The sequence below is a fragment of the Sphingopyxis chilensis genome (assembly GCF_035930445.1).
In the GTDB taxonomy this organism is placed as follows: Bacteria; Pseudomonadota; Alphaproteobacteria; order Sphingomonadales; family Sphingomonadaceae; genus Sphingopyxis; species Sphingopyxis chilensis.
The window spans coordinates 2,645,535-2,661,278 of sequence record NZ_CP142394.1 but is presented as its reverse complement, the minus strand read 5'-3'; the positions used below and the strand labels follow the sequence as shown (position 1 = coordinate 2,661,278).

General features: G+C 65.6%; 16 protein-coding genes. 6 read left to right on the top strand and 10 right to left on the bottom strand.

Going from position 1 to position 15,744, the window contains the following annotated elements; genetic code table 11:
• The first annotated feature begins 101 nt into the window (after positions 1–101).
• Positions 102–479, top strand: coding sequence for a DOPA 4,5-dioxygenase family protein (locus VSX79_RS12400; protein WP_179495030.1), 378 nt, complete (start codon positions 102–104; stop codon positions 477–479).
• Here VSX79_RS12400 and VSX79_RS12395 read toward each other — a convergent pair.
• The 3 genes from VSX79_RS12395 to VSX79_RS12385 form a co-directional block, all read right to left on the bottom strand.
• Entirely contained in the window at positions 476–1,588 is a 1,113-nt protein-coding gene (locus VSX79_RS12395; protein WP_179495032.1) for an ATP phosphoribosyltransferase regulatory subunit, read from the bottom strand. The genes VSX79_RS12400 and VSX79_RS12395 overlap by 4 nt on opposite strands.
• A 141-nt stretch (positions 1,589–1,729) precedes the next feature.
• The gene (serA, locus tag VSX79_RS12390; protein WP_179495034.1) at positions 1,730–3,316 is read right to left on the bottom strand and encodes a phosphoglycerate dehydrogenase; all 1,587 of its coding nucleotides are present in this window, start codon (positions 3,314–3,316) and stop codon (positions 1,730–1,732) included.
• 105 nt (positions 3,317–3,421) lie between these two features.
• Complete coding sequence (locus VSX79_RS12385; protein ID WP_407697220.1) at positions 3,422–4,552, bottom strand: phosphoserine transaminase; 1,131 nt, start codon at positions 4,550–4,552, stop codon at positions 3,422–3,424.
• Positions 4,553–4,721: 169 nt separating this feature from the next.
• Here VSX79_RS12385 and VSX79_RS12380 point away from each other — a divergent pair, with 169 nt between their 5' ends.
• Both VSX79_RS12380 and VSX79_RS12375 read left to right on the top strand, forming a co-directional pair.
• The gene (locus VSX79_RS12380) at positions 4,722–5,423 is read left to right on the top strand and encodes an extensin family protein (protein ID WP_179495036.1); all 702 of its coding nucleotides are present in this window, start codon (positions 4,722–4,724) and stop codon (positions 5,421–5,423) included.
• Between the two features lie 208 nt (positions 5,424–5,631).
• Positions 5,632–6,504 carry an LOG family protein gene (locus VSX79_RS12375; protein WP_179495038.1) on the top strand — a complete coding sequence of 291 codons (873 nt, stop codon included), beginning with the start codon at positions 5,632–5,634 and terminating at the stop codon, positions 6,502–6,504.
• A 25-nt stretch (positions 6,505–6,529) separates the two neighbouring features.
• On the opposite strand, the gene VSX79_RS12370 is transcribed toward VSX79_RS12375, so the two are convergent.
• Together VSX79_RS12370 and VSX79_RS12365 are read right to left on the bottom strand one after the other, a co-directional pair.
• Positions 6,530–6,958: a c-type cytochrome gene (locus VSX79_RS12370; protein ID WP_326913493.1), complete on the bottom strand. Its 429-nt coding sequence runs from the start codon at positions 6,956–6,958 to the stop codon at positions 6,530–6,532.
• Entirely contained in the window at positions 6,958–7,608 is a 651-nt protein-coding gene (locus VSX79_RS12365) for a c-type cytochrome (RefSeq protein ID WP_326913492.1), read from the bottom strand. The genes VSX79_RS12370 and VSX79_RS12365 overlap by 1 nt, the downstream gene beginning before the upstream one ends.
• Positions 7,609–7,794: 186 nt before the next feature.
• On the opposite strand from VSX79_RS12365, the gene VSX79_RS12360 reads away from it, so the two are divergent.
• A complete protein-coding gene (locus tag VSX79_RS12360) occupies positions 7,795–8,688 on the top strand; it encodes a prephenate dehydratase (RefSeq protein ID WP_179495044.1) in 894 nt (297 codons plus the stop codon).
• Positions 8,689–8,694: 6 nt separating this feature from the next.
• On the opposite strand, the gene VSX79_RS12355 is transcribed toward VSX79_RS12360, so the two are convergent.
• The 5 genes from VSX79_RS12355 to purT form a co-directional block, all read right to left on the bottom strand.
• Positions 8,695–9,369 (bottom strand): CDP-alcohol phosphatidyltransferase family protein, encoded by a 675-nt coding sequence (locus VSX79_RS12355; RefSeq protein ID WP_179495046.1) that lies wholly within the window; start codon positions 9,367–9,369, stop codon positions 8,695–8,697.
• Positions 9,370–9,487: 118 nt separating this feature from the next.
• On the bottom strand, positions 9,488–9,988 hold the full coding sequence (locus tag VSX79_RS12350; RefSeq protein ID WP_179495048.1) for a hypothetical protein: 501 nt from the start codon (positions 9,986–9,988) through the stop codon (positions 9,488–9,490).
• Entirely contained in the window at positions 9,985–12,795 is a 2,811-nt protein-coding gene (polA, locus tag VSX79_RS12345) for a DNA polymerase I (RefSeq protein WP_326913491.1), read from the bottom strand. Before polA ends, VSX79_RS12350 begins: the two co-directional genes overlap by 4 nt.
• 61 nt (positions 12,796–12,856) lie before the next feature.
• Positions 12,857–13,318: an AAC(3)-I family aminoglycoside N-acetyltransferase gene (locus VSX79_RS12340; RefSeq protein ID WP_326913490.1), complete on the bottom strand. Its 462-nt coding sequence runs from the start codon at positions 13,316–13,318 to the stop codon at positions 12,857–12,859.
• Entirely contained in the window at positions 13,315–14,493 is a 1,179-nt protein-coding gene (gene purT, locus VSX79_RS12335; RefSeq protein WP_326913489.1) for a formate-dependent phosphoribosylglycinamide formyltransferase, read from the bottom strand. Before purT ends, VSX79_RS12340 begins: the two co-directional genes overlap by 4 nt.
• A 145-nt stretch (positions 14,494–14,638) precedes the next feature.
• Between purT and VSX79_RS12330 the strand changes: the two genes are divergently transcribed.
• Together VSX79_RS12330 and ahpC are read left to right on the top strand one after the other, a co-directional pair.
• Positions 14,639–14,932: a hypothetical protein gene (locus VSX79_RS12330; protein WP_326913488.1), complete on the top strand. Its 294-nt coding sequence runs from the start codon at positions 14,639–14,641 to the stop codon at positions 14,930–14,932.
• Between the two features lie 145 nt (positions 14,933–15,077).
• Positions 15,078–15,641, top strand: coding sequence for an alkyl hydroperoxide reductase subunit C (gene ahpC / locus VSX79_RS12325; protein WP_179495058.1), 564 nt, complete (start codon positions 15,078–15,080; stop codon positions 15,639–15,641).
• Positions 15,642–15,744: the final 103 nt, after the last annotated feature.

The window sequence follows — 15,744 nt, the reverse complement described above, 5'->3', positions numbered from 1 at the left end:
CGAGCGTAGCGAAGCAATCCAGAGCAGAGTAAGGACGTTCTGGATTGCTTCGCTACGCTCGCAATGACGAGCGAATTAGAGCGGAGCCAAGAGGAAAAGCCATGACCAACCCCGACGCTCCCTATCACGCTCATATCTATTATGATCCAGCCGAGCGGCCCGCCGCCGTCGCGCTGCGCGACGATTTCGGTGAAGATCCCGCCATTCTGTTCGTTGGCGATCTGACCGACGGCGCCGCAGGGCCGCATCCGATCGCACAATATGAGGTGCATTTTCTGGCTAAGACCGCGCCGGCAGTGATTGCGGCGATCGAGACGACGGGGCTCCGCGCGCTCGTTCATCCGCTCACCGCTGACGATCTTGCCGACCATACGACGCTGGCGCACTGGATCGGCAAAGCGGTCGAACTCGACTTGACCGTGCTCGATCCGCCCGGCGTCAACCAGGGCATCCCGCGCTTCGGACGTTCCGACTTTTAGACTTCGACCGGCCCGTCGGGGCCGAGGCGCCACCCGCAGCCGAGCGCGCGGGCGTCGTCGGTTTCGGACAGCGCCGCCACCGTCTGCCAGTCGTCGGCGCGCAGGCTGGCAGCGAGCGCGAGATCGTGGCCGAGCGGAAGGAAGATGCGGCGGTCGGCGTCGTTTTCGGCGCCAAGCCCCGCGTCGATCAGCGGATCGGGATAGAGCGAGAAGCCGATCGCCGATTCTTCCTGTTCGCCCACCGGGATCGCATAGGCGCCGCCGCGTCCGACTGCGTCGCCCTGGCCGGGAACGAAGATCTGGAAGCCGAACCAGCTCTGATACGCGAAGCCGTGGCGTTCGGTGGGGTCGAGAGTCAGCGTGACGCGGTCGCGGATGGGCGCGGCGATCGCTTCGAGCGCGGCGATACGATCGGTCAACGCACCCGATATGTCGAAGGCACGCAGGTCGGCGATAGCCTGATCGAAGGGGCCGGTCGCGCGGAGCAAAGGCAGATAGGCCTCGGCGCCGAGCCGGGTCAGCGCGCCAGCGTCCTTGGCGTCGAGCTCATCGCGGAGCTGCTGGATATCGGCATCCACCGGAAGGGGGCCGTTCGCGAGCAGGTCGACGACGTCGGGCAGGGTGAAGTCGATCGTGACGGGGCCGATGCCTGCGGCTTCGAGCGCGTCGATCGCGACGCTGACGATCTCGCGCGCCGCGGCGACGCTGTCGCTGCCGATCAGTTCGGCGCCGACCTGCAGCATCTCGCGTGCGGGACGGAGCTGGCTGGCGCGCAGCTTCACGACCTGTCCGGCGTAGCAGAGGCGCAGCGGGCGGGGCGCCTTGGCGAGCAGCGAGGTCGCGATGCGGCCAACCTGCCGCGTGATGTCGGGGCGCAGCGCGAGGGTGCGCTGCGACACCGGATCGGTGAAGCGCAGCAGGTCGCGCGTCGAGCGCTCGTCATCGCCGCCGAGCGTCTCGCGGAATTCGGCGAGCGGCGGTGCAACGCGGCCATAGCCATGCGCGCGCATGGCATCGACAAGCGCGCGGGTGACGCGCGAGGCCGCCTCCGCCTGTTGGGGGAGGCGGTCACGCAAGCCTTCGGGCAGCAGGGCAGGGGCCTTGGTCATGCGTGCGGCCTTAGGATGGTCGAAGAGAGTCAACAATCCTGAATTCCGTTCGCATCGAGCGAAGTCGAGATGCCGCGAAAGCATACACCGACGATGAGTGTCTCGACTTCGCTCGACACGAACGGGGATTGAAAGGCGGATTTAGAACTTCAAACCCTTCACCGTCTTCACGCCGGGGAGCTGGCAGAGCTGCCACAGAAGCGGTTCGGGCATCGGCGAGTCAAGGCTGAGCAATAGCACCGCTTCGCCGCCCGCGCCACGGCGGCCGAGGTGGAAGGTGCCGATGTTGAGCCCCGCTTCGCCGAGCGCGGTGCCGATGCGGCCGATGAAGCCGGGCGCGTCCTCGTTGACGATATAGAGCATGTGGCCGTCGAGGTCGGCCTCGACCTTGATCCCGAACATCTCGACAAGGCGCGGGTCGCCGTTGCTGAACAGGGTGCCCGCGACCGATCGGTCGCCCGCTTCGGTGGCGACGGTGACGCGGACGAGCGTGTGATAATCGCCGTCGCGATCATGGCGAACTTCGCGCACGTCGAGCCCGCGTTCGCGCGCGAGGTGCGGGGCGTTGACCATGTTCACGCTGTCCGAATAGCGGCGCATCAAGCCGGTGAGCACCGCAGCGGTGATCGGCTTGAGGTTGAGTTCGGCGGCGGCGCCCTCGACCTCGACCGAGATCGTCGTCAGATTGTCGTGGGCGAGCTGGCCGACAAGGCTGCCGAGCTTTTCGGCGAGGCTCATATAGGGGCGCAGCTTCGGCGCTTCCTCGGCCGACAGGCTGGGGACGTTGAGCGCGTTGGTGATGCCGCCGGTCAGCAGGTAATCCGAAATCTGTTCAGCGACCTGGATCGCGACATTGACCTGCGCTTCGTCGGTCGATGCGCCGAGGTGCGGGGTGCAGATGAAGTTGGGGGCGCTGAACAGCGGGTGGTCGGCCGCCGGCGGCTCCTGCGCGAAGACGTCGAGCGCCGCGCCGGCGACATGGCCCGACTCCAGCGCGTCCTTGAGTGCCGCTTCGTCGATCAGCCCGCCGCGCGCGCAGTTGATGATCCGCACGCCCTTCTTCGCCTTGGCGATATTTTCGGCCGAAAGGATGTTGCGCGTCTGGTCGGTCAGCGGGGTGTGCAGGGTGATGAAATCGGCCTTGGCGAGCAAGGTGTCGAGATCGGCTTTCTCGACGCCGAGTTCGATCGCGCGCTCGGGGGTCAGGAAGGGGTCGAACGCCACGACCTTCATGCGCAGGCCCAGCGCGCGTTCGGCGACGATGCTGCCGATATTGCCGCAGCCGATCAGGCCGAGCGTCTTCGAGGTCAGCTCGACGCCCATGAAGTCGTTCTTCGGCCATTTGCCCGCCTGCGTCCCGGCGTTGGCTTCGGGAATCTGGCGGGCGAGCGCGAACATCATCGCGATGGCATGTTCGGCGGTGGTGATGCTGTTGCCGAAGGGCGTGTTCATCACGATGACGCCCTTCTTCGACGCCTCGGGAATGTCGACATTGTCGACGCCGATCCCGGCGCGGCCGACGACCTTCAGGTTCGTCGCGGCGGCGAGCACGTCGGCGGTGACCTTGGTGGCCGAGCGGATCGCGAGGCCGTCATAGTCGCCGATCATCGCGATCAGCTCGTCCTTGGTCTTGCCGGTGATGACGTCGACGTCGATGCCGCGCTCCTTGAAGATCGCGGCGGCTTTGGGGTCCATCTTGTCGGAAATCAGAACTTTGGGAGCGGTCATGTCACTATTCCTCTACTCTCGTCATCCCCGCGAAAGCGGGGACCCAGTTCCAGCGTTGGCGACGGCAGCACTGGGTTCCCGCTTTCGCGGGAATGACGATGGAAATTATTTGCGGAGTTCGGCGTAGGTCCAGTCGAGCCACGGACCGAGCGCTTCGATATCGGCAGTGTCGACGGTCGCGCCGCACCAGATGCGAAGGCCCGGCGGCGCGTCGCGATATCCCGCGATGTCATAGGCCGCGCCTTCGGCTTCGAGCAGGCCAGCGAACTTCTTGATGAAATCCGCGTCGGCGCCTGCGACCGACAGGCAGACCGAGGTCTTCGAGCGGCTGGCGGGATCGGCGGCGAGGTGGCTCAGCCACTCGCGTTCCGAAACGATCTTGTCGAGCGCCGCGGCGTTGGCGTCGCTGCGGGCTTTCAGCCCGTCGAGACCGCCCAGCGACTTCGCCCATTCGAGCGCGAAGATCGCATCCTCGACCGCGAGCATCGACGGGGTGTTGATCGTCTCGCCCTTGAACACGCCCTCGGCAAGCGCACCCTTGCTGACGAGGCGGAAAACCTTCGGCAGCGGCCATGCTGGGGTGTAATTCTCAAGACGTTCTACCGCGCGCGGCCCAAGGATCAGCACGCCATGGCCACCTTCGCCGCCGAGCACTTTCTGCCAGCTGAAGGTCGCGACGTCGATCTTGTCCCACGGGAGATCGTAAGCGAACACCGCGCTGGTCGCGTCGGCAAAGCTCAGCCCTTCGCGGTCGTCGGCGATCCAGTCGCCGTTCGGGACGCGGACGCCCGAAGTGGTGCCGTTCCAGGTGAAGAGCACGTCGTTCGACCAGTCGACCTCGGTCAAATCGGGAAGCTGGCCGTAATCGGCGCGGATGACGGTCGGGTCGAGCTTGAGCTGCTTTGCGGCATCGGTGACCCAGCCCTCGCCGAAGCTTTCCCACGCGAGTGTCGTCACCGGCTTGGCGCCGAGCATCGTCCACATCGCCATCTCGAATGCGCCGGTGTCAGAGCCGGGGACAATGCCGATGCGGTGCGTGTCGGGGAGCTGCAGCATCTCGCGCATCAAGTCGATGCAATAGGCGAGGCGCGTCTTCCCGATCTTGGCGCGGTGCGAGCGGCCCAGTGATTCGGTTGCGATTTTGGAGGCGTCCCAGACCGGCGGCTTGGCGCAGGGTCCGGAAGAAAAATATGGGCGCGCAGGGCGCACTTGTGGCGTCGTCACTTCACTCATCATAGTCTCTCCTTGCAGAGAGCTCGCGCGGCGTTGGGACCGCGTGGCCCGGCGCCGCGTTTAGGGGCGGGGGCGCAACTGTCAAACAAATTGCACGGGCCGCGCGAAATTTTCGACGAGCCGATGAAAAGGTATACAGCTTGTTAACCATTTCGTCGGTAATTTGACGGCTATGCCGATCCCGACCTTCTTGAAGCCCCGGATCCTGATCGCAGCCACCGTGGCGCTGGCGCTTTCCGCCTGTTTCGGGGCGCCCGAGGCGATGAAGAACGGTGGCGGGAAGCGGACGTCGGCAAGCAAGCCGAACCGCCCGCAAGTGATAGGCTCTCCCTCCTTCACCAGCGCCGAAGCCCAGCAATGCGCCTTCGACCTCAAACAGGCCGGCGTGCGCTTCACGCCGCTTCCGAACCAGGACCATGGCGGCGGCTGTACCTCGATCGACTCGATCAAGCTGCTCGACGTCGGCGTGCCGGTGTCGGGGCTCGGCGCGATGACCTGTCCGCTCGCCCGCAATTTTGCGGCCTGGGCGCAATATGCGGTGAAGCCCGCCGCACGGAAATATTTCGGGACCGAGGTCGTGAAGATCGAGACCTTCGGAACCTATAGCTGCCGCAACATCTACGGGGGCCGTTCGGGCCGCCTGTCGCAGCACGCCTATTCGAACGCGATCGATGTTTCGGGATTTGTGCTCGCCGACGGGCGCCGCATCATGCTCGACGGCGGGTGGACGGGCGACCGGTCGTCGCAGGATTTCCTCCGCGCGCTGCACAAATCGGGCTGCCGCCGCTTCGGCACCGTACTCGGCCCCGACTATAACGCCGCCCACTATAATCATTTCCATTTCGACATGAGCGGCAACGGCTACTGCCGTTAGCGACGTCCATTGCGGGCCCTTCGACTGCCTTGCAGGCGATCAGGATAAACTCGCGCATTGCGCGAGCGAAGCAATCTCCAGCCATCGGTCTCGCGCTGTCCCGCGCGCAGGAGATTGCCGCGTCGCCTGCGGCTCCTTGCAATGACGGGGAAGGGGACCTGTTGCCGCTGACTTGGCAAAGTCACGCGAAGCGGCTAGCCGCTCGCTAATGGCAGAAGATAAACAACCCCATCGTTCGCGTTTCCACAAGGCCAAGGACGACGCGCAGTTCGCCAAGCAGGCGACCACCACCCCGCAGACGGCGGACCCCGCGTACAAGCTCGCGTTTCAGGACAATGATTTCCTGTTGCGCGAGGATCTGCGTCCCGTCCGTTTCCAGCTCGAGTTGCTCAAGCCCGAGTTGCTGCTCGATGAAGCGGGGATCGAATCGACGCTCGTCGTCTATGGCTCGGCGCGCATTCCCGAACCGTCGCAGGCCGACGCGCTCGAGGCCGCGGCGACCGATGACGCCACGCGCAACATCGCGCGCCGGCTGAAGGCGAAGGCGAAATATTATGACGAGGCGCGCTCGCTCGCCCGGCTCGCAAGCCAATATCCGTGCGACGACAAGGGCTGCCGTCATTTCGTCGTGTGTTCGGGCGGCGGGCCGTCGATCATGGAGGCGGCAAATCGCGGGGCCGACGACGAGGGCCGCGAATCGATCGGGCTCAACATCGTGCTGCCGCACGAGCAGGCGCCGAACCGCTTCGTTACACCGTCATTGAGCTTCCAGTTCCACTATTTCGCGCTGCGCAAGATGCACTTCCTGCTTCGCGCGCGCGCGGTCTGCGTCTTTCCGGGCGGCTTCGGCACGTTCGACGAGATGTTCGAGCTGTTGACGCTGATCCAGACCGGCAAGATCAAGCCGATCCCGATCGTGCTGTTCGGCAAGGAGTTCTGGCAGCGCGTCGTCAATTTCGAGGCGCTGGTCGAGGAGGGCGTGGTCAGTGCGCGCGACCTCGATCTCTTCCAGTTTGTCGAGACGGCGGATGAGGCGTGGAAGATCGTTACGGACTTCTACGCGAACATCGACGATCATTGACGGCCGTCGCTCTCGCGGGCGCGGCTTATTTCGACTGTTCTTCCAGATACAGGATCAGCGCCTTGCGATCGGTGGGATCGATTACGCCGGCAAAGGCCATGCGCGTGCCCGGCACATCCTTCATCGGCGCTTTCAGATAGGCGTCGAGGGCGGCCTCGTCCCAAACGCCGCCCTTTGCCTTCATCGCTCCCGAATAGGAAAAATCGGGCTTCGAGGCCACCGCAGCACCGACGACGCCGTGCAGATTGGGGCCGATGCCGTTGGATCCACCCTGTTCGGCCGTGTGGCAAGCGACGCAGCGCCGGAAGACCTGCTCGCCCATCGCCGCCGTCGGCGCAACGGCTGGGGTTTCGACCGCCGCTTCACCGCCCGGGGCGTTGTCGGCGGGGGGCTCGCTCTTGCCGCAACCGGCAAGCGCCAAGGCGCCCGCCAGCAGGACGGGCGCGAGCCGCATTATTTCTTGGCTTCGGCCGGGGCAGGGGCTGCGGCGTCCGCGGCCGGAGCTGCCGCGCCTTCGCTCGCCGGGGCCGCGCCTTCGCCTTCCGCCGGAGCGGCGCCCGCTTCCTCCGCCGCAGGTGCGGCTTCGGCGGCGGGCAGCGGCAGGTTCGACCCCTGGCTGTTCAGATAGACGATCAGGTTGGCGCGATCTTCGGGGCTGCTGAGGCCCGCGAACGACATCTTGGTGCCCGGGGCATATTTGCGCGGACTCTTCAGCCATTCGTCCATGCCAGCGAAGTCCCAATTACCTGGAACGCCCTTGAGCGCGGCCGAATAATCGAAGCCCGGAACATGGCCGTGCGGCTTGCCGAGAGCGCCCCACAGATTCGGGCCGATGCCGTTGGCGCCGCCCGAATTGACCGTGTGGCACGCACCGCATTTCGCGAATACCGCTTCGCCCTTTGCCGGGTCGGCGGCGGCGAGGAGATTGGGGAGCGGCACGGCCGATTCGCCACCACCGGCGCCGGCTTCGGCGTCTTCGATCGGATAACCGGGCTTTTCGGGGGCATGGCTGGCGAACAGCATCTGCGACCCGATCGTCAGGCCCAGCGCGCAAATGCCGGCGAACAGTACCCAGCCGGCAATAGTATTGTTGCGATCGTCCATGCTCTAGCAGCCCCGTTAGCTGGCGCCCGCTTGCCGGACGCATCTTTGATTTGGAGGCTCCCTTAATGGTGCGGCGACGGCGGCGCAAGGGGATGAAATCGCCCGAAGAGCCGAAGGCCGAAGGTCCGGTTGCGCGCAGCAGGCGGGAAGGCTATGCGCCGCGGCTCCACCCTGGGAAGGCAATCGATGGGCAGCTATTCGGCTTCGGCGCAGCATCTGGTCGACGAAATGCGGGCGATGGCGCTCGCCGAGCCCGCGCGCGGGCTGGCGTTTCAGGGCGCGCCCGGCGCGAACAGCGACCTTGCCGCGCGCGAATATGATCCCAACTCGCTACCGATGCCCTGCTATGCGTTCGAGGACGCGATTGACGCCGTGCGCGAAGGCCGCGTCGACCGCGCGATCATCCCGATCGAGAACAGTCTGCACGGCCGCGTCGCCGATATCCATTTCCTGCTCCCCGAATCGGGCCTGTCGATCGTCGGCGAGCATTTCCTGCCGATCCGGTATGGCCTGATGAGCCGCGACCTGGGGCCGGTGACGCGCGCGATGAGCCACGAACAGGCACTCGGGCAATGCCGCCACTGGCTGCGCGCCAACAATATCGCGCCCGTCGCGCACAGCGACACCGCGGGCGCGGCGGCGTGGGTCGCCGACAGCGACGAAGTCGGCCTCGCCGCGCTCGCGCCGCCGCACGCGGCGGATCTTTATGGCCTGACGCTCCACGGCACCGGCATGGAGGATGCCGACCATAATATGACGCGCTTCGTTGTGCTCGCGCGTGAACCGCTGCTCGATTTTTCGGCGATCGAAGGGCCGGTGATGACGACCTTCATGTTCGAGGTGAAGAATATCCCCGCCGCGCTATACAAGGCGCTCGGCGGCTTTGCGACCAACGGCGTCAACATGACCAAGCTCGAAAGCTATCAGACCGGCGGCAGCTTTGCGGCGACGCAATTTTATGCCGATATCGTCGGTGCGCCGGGCGACGAACGGATCGACCGCGCGCTCGAGGAGCTGGATTTCCAGACCAAGTCGCTGCGCCTGCTCGGCACCTATGCGCAGGCGCGGGTGCGGCCTTAGGCCGCCCTAGCCGCCGCGGCGGCGGAGCATCCGCGCCGTTGCCGACGTCTGGACGATGAACAGCGTTACGAGGATGCTCGCGACGATAAGCGCGAACAGGTCGAAGGGCGAGAAATTGGTGCCCGGGATGTCGCGGCCCCCCACGATGGGCATCAGCGCGGTCATTGCCATCAGCATCAGGCGCAGTTCGGTCGGCCCGCCCGCCATGTAGGACAGGCGGAATTCGCCGAGGATCTTCGCCGAAATAAAGGTGTGGATCGACAGCAGGAAATAACCGATCACGCCCATCAGCGCGACGTCGAGTCGCATGTAAGGGCTCATCCCGATCGCGCTGATCATCAGCAGCGTCGCGATCGCATCGACGCTGTGGTCGACGAAATAGCCGTAATTGGGCCGCTCGATGCCGCGCCAGCGCGCGAGGCTGCCGTCGAGCGAATCGCCGAACCAGTTGACGATATAACCCGCGAGCGACAGGCCGAGCCATTCGCTGTCAAACCAGCTGAGCCAGTAACCCGCCGCAACGAGCACCGCGCCCACGAACCCCAATGTGGTAAGCTGATCGGGCGTAACCCATGCGGGCAGGCGCGCGCAAAGCCAGTTGAGCAGGCGGCGCTCGCTGCGCGCGAGGATATTCTGCTGGATGCGGACCGGCGCCTTGGCGACGGGTTCGAACTTGCTCATGTGGACCCTTTGTTCGGGCCGTCACAAAAATGACGGCCGCATGTCATCGAGCCGTCATAGAACCAAAGTCGTGCGCGCGAAAGGGTCGCCCCGTCGATGCGGCGCGTGCCTCGGCCGGTCAGTCCCGCCAGGGACCGATTTCGCCGACCTCGCCGATCGTGCGGAAGCGGACCGCTTCGTCGACCCACGCCACCTCCCACATCGGCGCAGGGCGAGCCCATTCGCCAATCACGAACAGCGGCAGCCGGTTCGCCTTCACAAAGGCAAGATCGTCCGCGGTCGGTCCGGGAACGACGGTTTCGGAACGCTGATGCAACCGGACGACGACGAGTGTGCCGGCGGGCGGTGCCGGAAGCGACTGGCGCGAGGGGAAGCCGATGCTTGCGGCGACGACGGGATAGCCCTTGTCGTCGCGCCGGATGAGCAGCACCTTGTCGGCGGTCGCGTAGGGCCCCTCGACCGGCCGCCCGGCAACCTTGCGCCCCGCGATCGCGGCGAATTCGCGCAGGTCGGCGTCGGCGATCGACGACTGGCGCGCAGGCACCGCCGTCGCGGTTTCCGGCGGCGCGGGGGCGGGATCGGCGGCGAGCGCCGCGACGAACAGCAGCGCGGCGATCAATGCGCTTCGCCCCAGCTCTTGCCCGTGCCGATTTCGACTTCCAGTGGAACCGTCAGCTTGAGTGCGGGTTCGGCGGCGCCCGACATGATCGCGCGGATTACGATGCCCGCGGCTTCAGCCTTGTCCTCGGGCGCTTCGAACACCAGTTCGTCGTGAACCTGCAGCAGCATGCGGATGTCGGACAGGCCCGCATCCTCCAGAGCCTTGGGCATCCGCGCCATCGCGCGTTTGATCAGGTCGGCGCTGGTGCCCTGGATCGGCGCGTTGATGGCGGCGCGCTCGCTGCCCGCACGCTCGTTCTGGTTCGCCGCCTTGATGCGCGGGAACCAGGTTTTCCGGCCGAACAATGTCTCGGTATAGCCCTTCGCGCGGACGCTTTCGAGCGTGTCGGTGATATAGTCCGAAATGCCCGGAAAGCGCTCGAAATAACGCGCGATCAGCGCCTGCGCCTCGTCGGGGGTGATCTCGAGCCGGCCGGCGAGGCCCCAGCGCGAAATGCCATAGAGGATCGAGAAATTGACCGTCTTTGCCTTGCCGCGCGTATCGCGGTTGACCTCGCCGAACAGCTCGATCGCGGTCGCGGCGTGAATATCCTGTCCTTCGGCGAAGGCCCGCTTGAGCTCGGGCACGTCGGCCATATGCGCGGCGAGCCGAAGCTCGATCTGGCTGTAGTCGGCGGCGATCAGGACATGGCCGGGCGCGGCGATGAAGGCATCGCGGATCCGGCGGCCGGTCTCGGTTCGGATCGGGATGTTCTGCAAATTGGGGTCGGTCGACGACAGCCGCCCCGTCTGCGCGCCGACAAGACTGTAGCTGGTGTGGACGCGACCCGTCTTCGCGTTGATCTGCTGCTGCAAAGCGTCGGTATAGGTCGACTTGAGTTTTGCGAGCTGGCGCCACTCCAATATCTTGCGCGCGATGGGGACGCCGTCGCGTTCCAGTCGCTCGAGTTCGCTCTGGTCGGTCGACCAGTCGCCCGACTTGCCCTTGCGTCCGCCCTTCAGGCCCATTTTGTCGAACAGGATTTCGCCGAGCTGCTTGGGGCTGCCGATCGCGAAAGGCTGGCCGGCCTCGGCGTGGATCTCGCCTTCCATGCGCAGCATGTCGTTCGCGAACTCGCCCGACAGCCGCGCGAGATAATCGCGGTCGACCATGATACCGGCGCGCTCCATGCCCTCCACGATCGCCGCCAAGGGGCGGTCGACCATTTCATAGACTCGCGTCCCGCCCTCGATCGGCAGGCGCAACTTCAGCAGCTTCCACAGGCGCCAGGCGACCTCGGCATCCTCAGCGGCATATTGGGTCGCGCGGTCGAGCGGGACCTCGGCAAAGCTGATCTGCGACTTGCCCGTCCCGCACACTTCCTTGAAAGAGATGCAGACATGGTCGAGGTGCATCTTGGCCAGCTCGTCGAGCCCGTGCTGGTGCTTGCCCGCGTCGAGCGCGAAGCTCATCACCAGCGTATCGTCATAGGGGGCGATGGTGACGCCGTGCTGCGCGAGCACGCCGATGTCATATTTGAGGTTGTGCCCGACCTTCAGCACCGCTTCGTCGGAAAAGAGCGCATGAAGGCGGCCGATCGCATCGGCGAGCGGCACCTGCTCGGGCTTTTCGGCGAACATGTCGCTGCCGCCATGGCCGAGCGGAATATAGCAGGCGCGTCCGGGCCCGGTCGCCAGGCTGACCCCGACGAGTGTGCCGGTGACGCTGTCGAGGCTTGCGGTTTCGGTATCGACTGCCACGACATGTGCGGCGCGTGCTTCCTCGATCCAGCGGTCGAGCGCTTCGATCGTCGTCACCGTCTCGTAGAGCGCGCGGTCGATCGGCGGTATCGGCGGCAGCGTGGGGGTCGAGGGGCCGGCGGCGGATGCCGCCGGCGCGGCGCTCGCGCGCGGCAGGGTCGGCGGGCCACCCGGCGTGCCACCGAGGTCGAGCTTGGCCGAGAGCGAGCGGAAGCCATGCTCGTCGAGGAAATTTTTCAGCGGCAGCGGCGGGATCGCACCGAGTTTCAAGTCGTCCAGCGCATCGGGCAGCGGACAGTCGCGCTTCAGGTCGACCAGAACGCGCGAGAGTTCGGCCATGGCGCGATGCTCGATCAAATTGTCGCGCAGCTTCGACGCCTTCATCGTTTCGGCGCCGTCAAGCGCGGCGGTCAGGTCGCCATATTCCTGGATGAGCTTGGTCGCGGTCTTCGGCCCAACCCCGCGCACGCCCGGAACATTGTCGACGCTGTCGCCCATCAGCGCGAGCACGTCGCCGACGAGATCGGGTGTGACGCCGAACTTCTCGTTCACCGCTTCCAGCCCCAGGCGGACATTTTTCATCGTGTCGAGCATGTCGACATGCGGGCCGCCTTCGGGCTCGCGGATCAATTGCATCAGGTCCTTGTCCGACGACACGATCGTGACGTCCCAGCCTTCGCGCACCGCGGCCTCGGCGTAGGAGGCGATCAGGTCGTCGGCCTCGAAACCCTCCATCTCGATACACGGCAACGAGAAGGCGCGCGTGGCATCGCGGATCAGCGGAAACTGCGGGCGCAGATCCTCGGGCGGCTCGGGCCGGTTCGCCTTGTACTGATCGTAAATCTCGTTGCGGAACGACTGGCTCGAATGGTCGAGGATGACGGCAAGGTGCGTCGGCCCGTCGGCGTCGTGCAAATCCTTGACGAGCTTCCACAGCATTGTCGTGTAGCCATAGACCGCGCCGACCGGCACGCCCTTCGGGTTCGTCAGCGGCGGCAGGCGGTGGTAGGCGCGGAAGATGTAGCTGGAGCCATCGACCAGATAGAGGTGATTCTTCTCGGACATGGCGCGGGGTGTAGCAGCGGCGGGCGGGGCGGCCTAGCGCGATGTTCCCGGTTTCTTCCCGCTAACATCGCGCCTTGGGCGGTAGGTCGAAATGGAGCACCTCTTCGCGGACGCCCAGCTTGGTATAGAGAGCGATCGCGGGCGGGTCGGCATAATCGGCCTGCACGAACACGGCCCAGGCGCCGGTGTCGGCGGCGATATGTTGCAGCTCGTCGATCAGCATCGTCGCAATGCCGCAGCGGCGGAAATGCGGAGCGACCGCAAGGTCGTAGAGATAGATTTCGCTGCGCGCCGCCTCCAGCTTAGGCAGTTCATAGGCGGTGAGGCCGCCGACGATGCGGCCCCCCGTCTCGGCGACGAGCAGGATGACGGCATCCTTGCCGAGCTGGCGTGCGAGCCACGCGTCGTCGGGCGTTTCGCGGCGATAGGTTTCGGCGTCCTCGAACGCATCGGCATAGAGCGCGTTGAGGTCGCGCATCGCGGCGATGTCGCCGGGGCCGAGACGGCGGGCCGCGACGGTCATCGATAGTCGATGCGAAGCGTCGCCGCCGCCGCGACTGCCGCAGCGCGTGCTTCGTCGGTAGTGCCGCCCGTGACCCTCGCGAGCGCGACGCCCATCCGGCGATACGGCCGCGTGACGGGCTTGCCGAAGATGCGGGCATCGACCGCGGTTTCGGCATTGGGCTGCGCCAGCGCGTCGGCAAGGCCGGTGATCGCGAAATCGCTCGCGTCGCGGTCGGCAAGCAGCACCGCGCTCGCGCTCGCGTGCGGAACCTCGATCGCGGTGATCGGCAGGCCCAGGATCGCCCGCGCGTGCAGGTCGAACTCCGACAGGGCTTGCGAGATCAGCGTGACCATGCCCGTGTCGTGCGGGCGCGGGCTGAGTTCGGAGAAGATGACCGCGTCGCCCTTCACGAAAAATTCGACCCCGAAAATGCCATGGCCGCCGAGCGCATCGACGACCTTGGTCGCCATCTGCTGAGCACTATCGAGCGCCGCATCCGACATCGCAGCGGGTTGCCAGCTTTCGCGATAGTCGCCGCGCTCCTGCCGGTGGCCGATCGGCGGGCAGAAGCTGACGCCGCCCTTGTGCCGGACGGTCAGCAGCGTGATCTCGTAATCGAAATCGATGAATGCCTCGGCGATTACGCGCAGCCGGTCGCCGCGCATCCCGGCGGCGGCATAGTCCCACGCGGCGTCGATCGCGGCGGCGTCTTTCACCGTGCTCTGCCCCTTGCCCGACGAGGACATCACGGGTTTTACGACGAGGGGGAAGCCGATCCGCCCGGCCGCGGCCCGCAATTCCTCACGCGTCTCGGCATATTCGAAGGTCGATGTGGCGAGTCCGAGCTCGCTCGCCGCGAGGTCGCGGATCGCGTCGCGGTTCATCGTCAGCTGCGCCGCGCGCGCCGAGGGGACGACATGGAAGCCCTCGGCTTCGACTTCGGCGAGGATTTCGGTGCGGATCGCCTCGACCTCGGGCACGACATGATCGGGGCGGTGCTTTTCGATCGCGGCGCGGAGCGCATCGCCGTCGAGCATCGAGAAGACCTCATATTCGTCGGCAACCTGCATCGCCGGCGCACCGGCATAGCTGTCGCACGCGACGACATGGCAGCCGAGGCGTTTCGCCGAAATGACGAACTCGCGGCCGAGCTCGCCCGAGCCGAGGAGAAGGATCTTTGCGGTGGGGGTCATATGGCGCTCCGTTGCCCGTCCGAACACCGTCTGCCTCTAGTCAGCGCGCCATGACTTTGCCAGCGGCCAAATGCCGTCGCGTGCCGCCCGATTCTATGGTAGCCTTGGCCGGGCCACCCTGGTGAATGCTTCGGGAGGGTCGATAATGACAGACGATTGGCGAGTGGATGACCTGGCGCTGTGTATCAGCCGGCACGAGCGTTACCCGCCCGAGGTTCGCCCGGGCGCCGTTTTCACGGTGCGAACCGTGTGGAGCGACATGCCCGACCTGGTGGGCGGGACGTCAGGAACCGCGCTGAAGTTCCGCGACGTTCCCGACCTTGGTCCCCGCGCAGCCTATTGCGCGCGTCGTTTCCGCAAGATCACCCCGGGCGCGCCCGATGATTTCGACGCCGAGGTAATCGACCTTCTCGTTGGCGCGAAGGATATTTGCCGGTAATCGCCGTTTTGCGCGAATATCGGCTTTTAATCGATTCAGCCGATAAGTGTGCCCGGAAAATTGGGGTTGAGTGCGCGTGCCAGTCGGCATAGCTGGCGCCCTGCAAATCATTTTGCAGTGCAGCAAATAAAGGAAACACTCTCCCATGGGTATCATCGGAAGCTCGATCAAGCCGTTCAACGCCACCTCGTACCATCAGGGCAAGTTCGTCCCCGTGACCGACGCCGACACCAAGGGCAAGTGGGCGGTTTTCTTCTTCTATCCGGCCGACTTCACCTTCGTCTGCCCGACCGAACTCGAAGACCTCGCCGACCAGTATGAAACGCTCCAGGGCCTCGGCGTCGAAGTCTATTCGGTATCGACCGACACGCATTTCAGCCACAAGGCGTGGCACGACAGCTCGCCGGCGATCGGCAAGATCAACTATCACATGCTCGGCGACCAGAACCACGTCCTCGCCAACAATTTCGGCGTGCTGCGTGAAGATTCGGGCCTTGCCGACCGCGCGACCTTCGTCGTCGATCCCGACGGCGTGATCCAGGTGATGGAAATCACCAGCGAGGGCGTCGGCCGCAATGCCGAGGAACTCGTACGCAAGATCAAGGCCGCGGTCTATGTCCGCGCCAACCCCGGCCAGGTGTGCCCGGCGAAGTGGGAAGAAGGCGCCGAAACGCTCGCTCCCTCGATCGAACTCGTCGGCAAGATCTAAACCGACCGATTGGCAGGACCGGGCGAGCGGCGCTCGCCCGGTCCTCGCATTCCGGAAAAAACCAATAACGCCGGGCGCCGCTCTCCGCGGCGAACCCTTGCTC